Origin of the sequence: Roseomonas sp. 18066 (assembly GCF_902706185.1) — a bacterium.
Lineage (GTDB): Bacteria > Pseudomonadota > Alphaproteobacteria > Acetobacterales > Acetobacteraceae > Pseudoroseomonas.
Genome location: NZ_CACSJM010000184.1, coordinates 1 through 10,928 on the forward strand (window position 1 = coordinate 1; position 10,928 = coordinate 10,928).

The 10,928-nt window shown below is 71.3% G+C and carries 8 protein-coding genes; 5 read left to right on the top strand and 3 right to left on the bottom strand.

Annotated elements, in window-relative coordinates:
* Positions 1-444 precede the first annotated feature (444 nt).
* From lpxC to recN, 3 genes are all read left to right on the top strand, one after another.
* The gene (gene lpxC / locus GVN67_RS25540) at positions 445-1,383 is read left to right on the top strand and encodes a UDP-3-O-acyl-N-acetylglucosamine deacetylase (RefSeq protein WP_235035483.1); all 939 of its coding nucleotides are present in this window, start codon (positions 445-447) and stop codon (positions 1,381-1,383) included.
* Between the two features lie 201 nt (positions 1,384-1,584).
* Entirely contained in the window at positions 1,585-2,436 is an 852-nt protein-coding gene (locus GVN67_RS25545; protein ID WP_160000141.1) for an outer membrane protein assembly factor BamD, read from the top strand.
* A 29-nt stretch (positions 2,437-2,465) separates the two neighbouring features.
* Positions 2,466-4,136 (top strand): DNA repair protein RecN, encoded by a 1,671-nt coding sequence (recN, locus tag GVN67_RS25550; RefSeq protein ID WP_160000142.1) that lies wholly within the window; start codon positions 2,466-2,468, stop codon positions 4,134-4,136.
* A gap of 40 nt (positions 4,137-4,176) precedes the next feature.
* Here recN and GVN67_RS25555 read toward each other — a convergent pair whose 3' ends face one another.
* Entirely contained in the window at positions 4,177-5,277 is a 1,101-nt protein-coding gene (locus tag GVN67_RS25555) for a TRAP transporter substrate-binding protein (protein ID WP_160000143.1), read from the bottom strand.
* A gap of 140 nt (positions 5,278-5,417) precedes the next feature.
* Between GVN67_RS25555 and ligA the strand changes: the two genes are divergently transcribed.
* Positions 5,418-7,649, top strand: coding sequence for an NAD-dependent DNA ligase LigA (gene ligA / locus GVN67_RS25560; RefSeq protein WP_160000144.1), 2,232 nt, complete (start codon positions 5,418-5,420; stop codon positions 7,647-7,649).
* On the opposite strand, the gene GVN67_RS25565 is transcribed toward ligA, so the two are convergent.
* Positions 7,588-8,394, bottom strand: a complete 807-nt coding sequence (locus GVN67_RS25565; RefSeq protein WP_160000145.1) for a hypothetical protein — start codon at positions 8,392-8,394, stop codon at positions 7,588-7,590. The genes ligA and GVN67_RS25565 overlap by 62 nt on opposite strands.
* Positions 8,394-10,205: an aminopeptidase P family protein gene (locus GVN67_RS25570; protein ID WP_235035485.1), complete on the bottom strand. Its 1,812-nt coding sequence runs from the start codon at positions 10,203-10,205 to the stop codon at positions 8,394-8,396. Before GVN67_RS25570 ends, GVN67_RS25565 begins: the two co-directional genes overlap by 1 nt.
* 192 nt (positions 10,206-10,397) lie before the next feature.
* Between GVN67_RS25570 and GVN67_RS25575 the strand changes: the two genes are divergently transcribed.
* Positions 10,398-10,736 carry a DUF1127 domain-containing protein gene (locus GVN67_RS25575; RefSeq protein ID WP_200845395.1) on the top strand — a complete coding sequence of 113 codons (339 nt, stop codon included), beginning with the start codon at positions 10,398-10,400 and terminating at the stop codon, positions 10,734-10,736.
* Positions 10,737-10,928 lie beyond the last annotated feature (192 nt).

Sequence of the window (10,928 nt, forward strand, 5' to 3'; positions counted from 1 at the left end):
GTCCAGGCCCATCTCCTCGGCCGCCCCGCCGGCCGAGGAGATGGGCCTGGACATCCCGACCTTCCTGCGCCGCCAGAGCAACTGATCCTGGCCGATCCTCGCGCCGCGACAGCGTCGCGGCGCCGCTGAAAAAGCACCCCGGGTCGCAAGGCCCGGGGTTTTTTCATGGGCGGCCGGCAACACGGATGCTTCACCCCCCCTGTCACAAAGCCTGCCGCAACGCTTCGCAAAAGCGTTTTTGTGCTCTGCAAAAACTGTTTTTAATCAAATGCCTGAAGCAAAAACTTCGAAGGAAATAAACGGAAATAAGCGTTGACTCGCCTGGGCCCGAACCCGGTGTCATCTAGACACTGCCGGAACAGTCCGGGGCAGCCTTCCCGCCCCATGGCGCGTTTCCGCTGCAATCGTATCGGGGCAATGATGGACGGTTTTCTGGCGGCAGGCATGGAACGGCGCAGGACGCTCAAGGCGCCGATCAGCTGCGTCGGCATCGGCCTGCATTCGGGCCGCCGCGCCAGCCTCACCCTCCACCCCGCCCCGGCCGGCGACGGCCTGGTGTTCCGCCGCAGCGACCTCGGCCTCGAGATCCCGGCGCGCTTCGACCTGGTCTTCGACACCCGCCTCTGCACCGCCATCGCCCTGCCCGGCAACCCGCAGGCCCGCCTCGGCACCATCGAGCATGTCATGGCGGCGCTGGCCGCCTGCGGCATCGATGACGCGGTGATCGAGGTCGACGGGCCGGAGGTGCCGATCCTGGACGGCTCCGCCGCCCCCTTCCTGTTCCTGATCGACTGCGCCGGCGTGACCACCACCGCCATGCCCCGCCGCAGCATCGAGGTGCTGAAGACCGTGCGCGTGCAGGAAAGCGACGCCCCGGGCGCGGCCTGGGCGCAGCTCGACCCCACCGCCACCCCGGGCTTCGAGGCCTCGCTGGAAATCGACTTCCCCTCCAGCGCCATCGGCCGCCAGCAGCTCAGCCTGCGCGTCACCGAGGCGTCCTTCCGCGACACCCTGGCCGATGCCCGCACCTTCACCCTGGCCGAGGACGTGGCCCGCCTGCGCGCCGCCGGCCTGGCCCAGGGCGGCAGCCTGGACAATGCCGTGGTGGTCGACGGCCCGCTGGTGCTGAACCCGGGCGGGTTGCGCCACACCGACGAATGCGTCCGCCACAAGCTGCTGGACGTGGTCGGCGACCTGGCCCTGGCCGGCGCGCCGCTCTCCGCCCGCTTCAGCGGCAGCCGCTCCGGCCATGCGCTGAACAACCGGCTGCTGCGCGCCCTCTTCGCCGATGCCGATGCCTGGCGCTGGCAGGACGAGGCGCTGGTGCCCTTCACCAGCCGCGCCACCGCCACCCGCCGCCAGGCCGAGCCGGTCGCCGCCTGAGCCGCAGCGCCCCGCCGCCCGCACGAGCCTTCCGGACCGGCCCCTCCAGGGGCCGGTCTTTTCATGGAGCCGGTCTTTCCGGCGGGGGTGGCAGCCCCAGCCGGGCCCAGGTTGAAAGACAGCAAGATTCGCGTGGTGAACGCTAAGGTGAGGCCGCCCCCTTGCCGCCCTGCCCCCGCCCCGTGGTATAGAGCCAGCGCAATGCGCACCCGTCTGAACCGGACCCTCCGCCTTTCCCTGCTGCTCGCCGCACCGCTGCTCGCGGGCGCCTGCAGCGCATGGGACGGCAAGGACGCTTCGCTGCGTCCCAGCTCGGCCGCCATGGCCAATCAGTCGCCGGAGGCGATCTATGCCGCGGGCATCGATGCCCTGCGACAGGAACGCTACCAGCAGGCTGGCGAGATGTTCGACAGCGTGGAGCGGGAGCATCCCTACTCCACCTGGGCGACCAGCGCGAAGCTGATGTCGGCCTATTCCGACTACATGCGCAACCGCTACACCGAGGCCATCGGTGGGCTGGACCGCTTCATCCAGCTGCACCCCGCGCATCGCGACATCGCCTATGCCTACTACCTCCGCGCGCTCAGCTACTACGAGCAGATCGTCGATGCCGAGCGCGACCAGCGCGGCACCGAGACGGCGCTCGCCCAGCTGCAGGACGTGGTCAACCGCTTCCCCGACAGCGCCTATGCCCGCGACGCCCGCCTGAAGATGGACCTGGCCCGCGACCACCTGGCCGGGCGCGAGATGAATATCGGCCGCTTCTACCAGGCCCGCGGCCTGTATTCCGCCGCCATCGGCCGCTTCCGCCGCGTCGTCGACGACTACCAGACCACCAACCACACGCCCGAGGCGCTGCACCGCCTGACCGAGATCTACCTGGCGCTCGGCCTGACCGAGGAAGCCAAGCGCTCCGCCAGCGTGCTCGGCCACAACTACCCGGGCAGCAGCTGGTACCAGGATTCCTACGCGCTGCTGGTCGAGGGCGGCGTGCCGGTCCCCGCCTCCGAGCGCCCGGGCTTCCTGTCGCGCGCCTGGAACTCGGTGTTCTGAGCCGCGGCCGGACCTGACATCCAGCCGCCATGCTGACCTCGCTCGCCATTCGCGACGTCGTCCTGATCGAGCGGCTGGACCTGGTGCTGGAAGCCGGCCTCACCGTGCTGACGGGCGAGACCGGCGCCGGCAAGTCGATCCTGCTCGACAGCCTGGGCCTCGCCCTCGGCCAGCGCGCCGAGGCCGGCATGGTCCGCAACGGCCAGGCCCAGGCCTCGGTCGCCGCCTGCTTCCACCTGCCGCCCGACCACCCGGCCCGGCTGCTGCTGACCGAGCAGGGCATCGGCGCCGAGGACGAGCTGGTGCTGCGCCGCGTGGTGCAGGCCGATGGCCGGTCGCGCGCCTTCGCCAATGACGAGCCGGTCGGCGTCACCCTGCTGAAGCGCCTGGGCGCGCTGCTGGTCGAGGTGCAGGGCCAGCACGACCAGGTCGGCCTGGCCGACCCTTCGACCCATGCCAGCCTGCTGGACGCTTTCGGCGGCCTCGAAGCCCGCCGCGGCAAAGTGGCGGAGAAATTCCGCGGCTGGCGCGCCGCCGACCGTGCCCTGCGCGACGCCCAGGAGGCCATCGCCCAGGCCCAGCGCGACGAGGAATGGCTGCGCCACGCCGTCGACGAACTGTCTCTCCTGGCCCCTGTCGAGGGCGAGGAAGATGCCCTGGCCGCCGAGCGCCAGACCATGCAGCAGGGCGAGCGCCGCGCCGAGGCGGTGGCCTCGGCCCTGTCCGAGCTGCAGCCGCGCGACCGCCGCGGCAGCACCGGCCCCGCCGCCGCCCTGCGCGCCGCCGCCCGCGCCCTGGAACGCCTGCCCGCCCCCAACGAGGAAGCCACCCCGATCCTGGCCGCCATCGGACAGGCGCAGGACGCCCTGGCCGAGGCGGAGGGCCTGCTGGAGCGGCTGACCAGCGAGCTCGGCCCCGATCCGCGCCGGCTGGAGGTGGTGGAGGAGCGGCTCTTCGCGCTGCGCGCCGCCTCGCGCAAGCATGCCGTGGCGGTGGTCGAGCTGCCGACCCTGCTGCGCGACCTGGCGACGCGGCTGGCGGCGCTGGACGCCGGCGCCGAGCGCGCCGCCGCGCTCGAAGCCGCCGCCACCGCCGCCCGCGCCGCCTATGTCCACGAGGCCTCGTCGCTGACCGAGGCCCGCACCACGGCCGCGCGCAAGCTGGAGAAGGCGGTCGCCGCCGAGCTGGCGCCGCTGAAGCTGGACCGCGCCCGGCTGCATATCGCGCTCGAGCCGCGCGACGAGCGGAGCTGGACCGCCGATGGCCAGGACCGTGTCATCTTCCTGGTCTCGACCAATCCGGGGCAGAAGCCCGGCCAGCTGGAAAAGATCGCCTCGGGCGGCGAGCTGTCGCGGCTGATGCTGGCGCTGAAGGTGGTCCTCGCCCGCGGCTCGCCGGTGCCCACCCTGGTCTTCGACGAGGTCGACAGCGGCATCGGCGGCGCCACCGCCGCCGCGGTGGGCGAGCGCCTGGCCCGCGTCGCCGAGCGGCTGCAGGTGCTGGTGGTCACCCATTCCCCGCAGGTCGCCGCCCGCGGCGCGCAGCACTGGCGGGTGGCCAAGGGCGTCCGCGGCGACCGCGCCGAGACCCGGGTCGAGGCGCTGGACCCCGCCGCCCGCCGCGAGGAGCTGGCCCGCATGCTGGCCGGCGAGACGGTGACCGAGGCGGCGCGCGCGGCCGCGGATTCGCTGCTGCGGTGAAGCAGCAGCGGATCGGGGAGGTCGCCCTCCCCGACCGGGTTCAGCGACGCGCCGAGAGCTGCGCGGCGTAGTTGTCGAAGGTCAGCTCGGAAATGCGGTGCCACAGCCGCATGTCGTCGCGGCCCTTCGACCAGCTGGCATGGATCGCCGCGAAGTCCGGGTTGCGGGCGACGATTTCCGCCTCCAGCGTCTCCCAGGTGCGGGCGCAGCTGTCGAGCATGTCGCGCGAGAAGCCGCGCAGCTTGGCGCCCTGCGCCACCAGCCGGCGCAGCGCCGCCGGGTGGTTGGTGTCGTAGCGCGCCACCATCCACTTGGTCGCTTCCGAGCAGGCCGAGCGGATCACCGCCTGATAGTGCTTCGGTAGGTTGTTGTACTGCTCGAGGTTGCAGAAGAACTGGGTGTTCGCCGCGCCCTCCCACCAGGCGGGGTAGTAGTAGAAGGGGGCGACGCGGACGAAGCCGAGCTTCTCGTCATCCACCGGGCCCAGCCATTCGACGGCGTCGATCGTGCCGCGCTCCAGCGCCGGGTAGATGTCACCGCCCGCCAGCTGCTGCGGCACGCCACCCTGGCGCTCCAGCACCTGGCCAGCGAGGCCGCCGATGCGCATCTTCAGCCCCTTGAGGTCGGCCGCCGTCGGCACCTCTTTCCGGAACCAGCCGCCCATCTGCGCGCCGGTGGAGCCCAGCGGCAGGCCGAAGACGTTGTACTTGGCGAAGAAGGCGTTCAGCAGCTCGACGCCGCCGCCCTGGTACAGCCAGGCTTCCTGCTGCCGCGTGTTCAGCCCGAAGGGCAGGCCGGTCGCGATGGCGAAGGCCTCGTTCTTCCCCGTGTAGAAGAAGCTGGTGGTATGGGCGCATTCGATGGTGCCGGCCTGCACCGCGTCCAGCGCCTGCAGCGGCGGCGTGATCTCGCCGGCGCCGAAGACGCGGATCTGGAACTGGTTGTCGGTCAGCTCGGCGACGATGCGGGCGAAGACCTCGCCGGTGCCGTAGATGGTCTCCAGCGACTTCGGATAGGACGACGTCATGCGCCAGCGCAGCGCCGGGCTGGACTGGGCGATGGCGGGCATGGCCAGCGTGGCCGAGGCCGCGGTGGCAGCGCCGGCGAAACCGGCTTGGCGAAACAGGGCGCGACGGCGCATGGCAGTTTCCGTGTTGAGATCTTGCGTTGAAGGCGCAGGAAGCACAACATTCCGCCCCTGACCAGCGCCATTTTATGCAATTCTTGCCCGCGCCCGCCTGCTGCTTCCAGCCGGCCGGCCGCTGCGTTAGGGGAGGCAGCATGACCGCCGCGCGCCCTACCGAAAGCCTGCCCGTCGAGCAGATCACCGAATCGGAGGCGGCCGCCGAGCTGGCGCGCCTGGCCGAGCTGATCGCCACCGCCGACATCGCCTATCACCAGCAGGACGCGCCGGTGATGACGGATGCGGATTACGACGCGCTGCGCCGGCGCAACGCGGCGATCGAGGCGCGATTCCCGGCGCTGAAGCGCAGCGACAGCCCGAGCGAGGCCACCCCCGGCGCCGAGCCCGCCGCCGGCTTCGCCAAGGCCCGCCACGGCACGCCGATGCTGAGCCTGGACAATGCCTTCTCCGCTGACGATTTCCTGGAATTCGCCAAGAGCATCCGGCGATTCCTCAAGCTGCCGGCCGAGGAAATCCTGGCCTTCGCCGCCGAGCCGAAGATCGACGGGCTGTCGGTGAACCTGCTCTATGAGAAGGGCGTCTTCACCCGCGGCGCCACCCGCGGCGACGGCACGGTGGGCGAGGACATCACCAAGAATCTCGAGACCTTCTCCCCAAAGATCCTGCCGCGGAAGCTGAGCGGCGATGTCCCCGACCGCATCGAAATCCGCGGCGAGGTCTTCATGTCGAAGGCCGACTTTCTGTCATTTCATGCCGAGCAGACCCGGCTGCACGAGGAGCGCGAGCAGCGCCGCGAGCGCGGCGAGAAGGTCGGCGAGGCGATCCGCATCCCGGTCAATCCGCGCAATGCCGCCGCCGGCTCGCTGCGGCAGCTGAACGCCGAGATCACCCGCAGCCGCCCGCTGCAGCTTTTCGTCTATGCCCAGGGCGAATCCAGCGCGCCGGTCGCCGAGACGCATTCCGGCTACCTGAAGCAGCTCGAGGCCTGGGGCTTCTCCGTCAATCCGCTGTCGCGCCTGCTGGATGACGAGACGGCCGCCGAAGCCTTCCAGGCGGAGCTCGGAGAAAAACGGGCCGGGCTGCCCTATGACATCGACGGCGTGGTCTACAAGCTGGACCGGCTGGACTGGCAGAGCCGGCTCGGCTTCGTCGGCCGCGCGCCGCGCTGGGCCATCGCCTGGAAGTTCCCCGCCGAGCAGGCCACCACCACCCTGCTGGAAATCCAGATCCAGGTCGGCCGCACCGGCGCGCTGACGCCGCGCGCGGTGATGCAGCCGGTCAATGTCGGCGGCGTCATGGTGCAGCATGCGACGCTGCACAACGAGGATGAGATCGCCCGCAAGGATGTGCGCATCGGCGACACCGTCGTGCTGCAGCGCGCCGGCGACGTCATCCCGCAGATCGTCAGCGTGGTGCTGGAGAAGCGCCCGGCCGGGGCCGAGCCCTGGCTGCCGCTGACCCATTGCCCGGTCTGCGGCAGCCATGCCGTGCGGCCGGAGGGCGAGGTGGTGCGCCGCTGCTCCGGCGGCCTCATCTGCCCGGCGCAGACGGTCGAGCGGCTGCGCCACTTCGTCAGCCGCAACGCCATGGATATCGAAGGCCTCGGCGAGGAGAACATCATTAAGCTCCACGAGGAAGGACTCGTGAAAAGCCCTGCCGACATCTTCAAGCTCGGTCAGCACGCCGAGCAGATGCGGGGCTGGGAAGGCTGGGGCAAGTCCGCCAAGGGCGCGGCCAGCAAGAAGGTGACCAACCTTCTTGCCGCCATCGACACCCGCAGGAAGGTGCCGCTGGAGCGCTTCATCTTCGCGCTGGGCATCCGCCGCATCGGCGAGCAGAACGCCAAGCTGCTGGCGCGCCACTACCATTCGCTGGCGCAGTGGCGGGAGAAGATGCTGGCGGCGACCACCATCGGCTCCGAGGCGCGGGAGGAGCTGGGCTCGATCCAGGGCATCGGCCCGGCCATCGCCACCGAGCTCGCCGATTTCTTCGCCGAAAAGCACAATCGCGAGGCGCTGGACGACCTGGCCCAGCAGGTGACGCCGGACGACGCCGAGGACTTTTCCGCCAGCGACAGCCCTTTCGCCGGCAAGGTGCTGGTCTTCACCGGCACCCTGGCCGCGACCTCGCGCGACGAGGCCGAGGCGGTGGCCGAGCGCCTGGGCGCCAAGGTGACCAAGAGCGTCTCGAAGAAGACCGACTTCGTCATCGTCGGCGCCGATGCCGGGTCGAAGGCGAAGAAGGCCGCCGAGCTCGGCGTGACGACGCTGACCGAAGCCGCCTGGCGCGCGATGGCCGGGCTGCCGCCTATGCCGGAAGCCGCGGCGCCCGAGGATCAGGGCGAGGATCAGGCCGAGGATCCGGGCTGAGCAGCGCGGCCAGCCCGGCCTCCAGCACCCCGACCGGGTCGCGCCCGCGCCCGGCCGAGACCAGGCCGCGATGCCCGGCCCGCAGCACCCGATGCGCCGCCCCCGGCAGCAGCGCCGAGGCCACCGAGACCAGCCCGTCATTCGGCCCCTGGCCCTCGGCCTCCATCCAGCGGGCCAGCGCCAGGTAGCGGCGGTCGGGGCCCACCGCCTCCTCGCCGACGGCCGAGCCGATGGTCAACAGCGGCAGCCGCGCGGCGAGGGCCGCGATGGCGCCGGCATGCTCCTGCATCCAGCGGTGCCGGGCGGCGGTGGACAGGTCCTCCAGCCCCTCCCCGGCGCCCAGGCCCGCCATCTGCACCAGCGTCGCCAGGCCGCGATGCAGCCAGGGCCGCGCCAGCACCGCATCCGCCACCGGCGAGCCGTAGAAGGGCGATTGCAGCGCCAGGAAGCCGCGGCAGTGCCGCGACACCGCCGGGTCCAGCAGGGCGGCCAGCGATTCCAGCCCGCCCTTGCTGTGCGCCACCAGCAGCGCCGGTGGCCCGGCCCGCAGCGCGGCGGCGATCAGCGCCGCATTGTCGGCGATGCGGGCGGTGGTGGGCAAAGCGACGACGCTGGCCTCGGCGCCGATCGCCCGCAGCCAGCGCAGCTGCCCGGCCATGTAGTCCAGGCCGATCCGCGCCATGCCCTCGCCCAGCAGCCCATAGGCCAGCAGCACCCGCTGGCCTTGCAGCGCTGCCCCCGGCATCAGCCCTCCAGCGGCGCGCAGGCGGCGCGCAGCCAGGCGGCGACCTCGGGCTCCAGCCCCGGGCCGACCTCGGCCAGGACGCGGGCGTGATAGGCGTCGATCCAGCCGCGCTCGGCCGGGGACAGCAGCGACAGCGCGATCAGGCGGCGGTCGTAAGGCGCCAGCGTCAGCGTCTCGAATTCCAGGAATTTCTTTCTCTGGTCAGGCTGGGTGGCCGCTTCCTGGACGAGGAGAAGATTCTCGATGCGGATGCCGTAGGCGCCGGGGAGATAATAGCCCGGCTCGTCCGACAGGATCATGCCCGGCTGGATGGCGATCGGCTTGGCCGCCCGGCTGATGCTCACCGGCCCTTCATGCACCGACAGGAAGCTGCCGATGCCGTGGCCGGTGCCATGGTCATAGTCGAGTCCGGCCTGCCAGAGCGGCGCCCGGGCCACGGCGTCGATATGGGCGCCGGCGATGCCATGCGGGAAACGCAGGACTGCCAGCGAGATATGTCCCTGCAGCACCCGGGTATAGCGCTGCCGCAGCGCCGAGGGCGCCGGGCCGGGGCCGGTCCACAGGGTGCGGGTGACGTCGGTGGTGCCGTCGGTGAACTGGCCGCCGCTGTCGATCAGATAGGCCTCGTCGGCGCCGATCGCGCGGTCGGTGGCCTCGGTCGCGCGGTAATGGATGATGGCGCCATTCTCGCCGGCGCCGGAAATGGCGGGGAAGCTCTCGGCGCGGAACAGCGGCAGGGCGCGGCGGAAGGCCAGCAGGGCCTCGGCGGCGCGCATTTCCGTCTGGCCCACCGCCTGGGCGTCGAACCAGGCCAGGAAGCGCGCCAGGGCCAGGGCGTCGCGGCGATGCGCGGCCCGCGCCCCCGCCTGCTCCACCGGGTTCTTGCAGGCGCGCGGCAGGCGGCAGGGGTCCTCGCCCGCCTGCACCCGGGCGCCGGCCTCGACCAGGGAGCCGGCGAACCAGACCGGGGTAATGTCCGGATCGATCCGCACCCGCTTGCCCGCCAATTTTGCCAGTTGCCCGGCCAGGGCCGAGGGCGGATGGGCGACCACCGCATTGCCCAGGTGGCGGCGCACCGCCTCGTCCAGCTTCTCCGGCGCCATGAACAGCTCGACCGAGGCGTCGTCGCGCAGCAGGGCGAAGCCCAGCGCCAGCGGCGTGTGCTCCAGGTCGCCGCCGCGGATGTTCAGCAGCCAGGCGATGGAATGCGGGTCGGCCAACACCGCCGCGGCCTCGCCGGCGGCGCGCAGCACGGCCGCGGCATCGGCCCGCTTCCCGGCGGAGTCGCGGCCGGCGAATTCGGCCGGCTGCGGCACCGCGGCGGCCAGCGGCGGCGCCGGGCGGTCTTTCCAGGCGGCGTCCAGCGGATTGGCCACCAGCGGCACCAGCGTCGCCCCCGCGCCCAGCCGGTCGATCACCGATTGCGGGTGCAGCCAGGGGTCGAAGCCGATGCGCAGCCCGGCGGCATGCTCGGCCAGCCAGTCCTGCGGCGGCTCCTCGATCAGGTGGCGGATCTGCCACAGCCCGGCATCCAGCTGTGCCGCCGCCTGGGTGGTGTAGCGGCCGTCGGTGAACAGCACCGCCTGGGTCGCGGTGACGATGGCCAGCCCCGCGCTGCCGGTGAAGCCGCTGATCCAGGCCAGCCTTTCGCCGCTGGGGGGGACATATTCACCGAGATACTCGTCGCCGCGCGGCACCAGGAAGCCGTCCACGCCGTCCCGCGCCAGCTCCCGCCGCAGGGCCTGCAGCCGGCCGTTCCAGCGGTCCGGGTCAGAGGGTTGCGTGGGGGTCGGGGCAACGGCGTGTGTCACTTGGATGAGCATCCCGTTAAGAACATGTTTCCATAGGTACCGATGCGACGAACGCATGGCTAGGCTTCAAGCTGAGCGCTGCTGTTCAATACGCCCGCAGATTACACCATGGCCACCGCAGAGGGGCGGGTGGTCGACGGCAAGAGCCAGTCCCACGGACCGCCCCGGCGCGTAGTGTTGGAACGCTAGACAATGGACGCCCGTATCACCAAGCCGGAGTTCGACTCCGCCATCTCCACCGCCGCCGCTCCCATGAGCTCGGCGCAGACCGTCGCCCTCGAGGCGATGCAGGTCCGGGATGAGGCGATCGGCCAGTGGATCCGCAAGGCCGCGACCACCGCCTTCCGTGCCGTCATCGAATTCCCCCGTCGCCGCCGCATCTATGACGAGCTGTCGATGCTGAGCGACCGCGAGCTGGCCGATATCGGCCTGAACCGTGGCGACATCCCGCGGGTCTTCGAGGAGAAGTTTGAGGCCCGCGCCAAGCTGGCCGCGAATGGCCTGCCGCAGGGCCGCGCCGCCGCGGCCTGAGGCTGCGGAACTTGAATTGACGTGCCTCGGGGCCGGTCCGCGCGATCGGCCCCGAAGCGCATCCCGGCTTCGACGATCACACGGCTAATTGCGGCGCCAAAGCCGCAGGCAAGAAAAAAACGAACCAGCGCCGCAACCCCCCGACGTTTTCCGGGTTGTATGGCACAGAGACTACACGGACCGGCGCTTCCT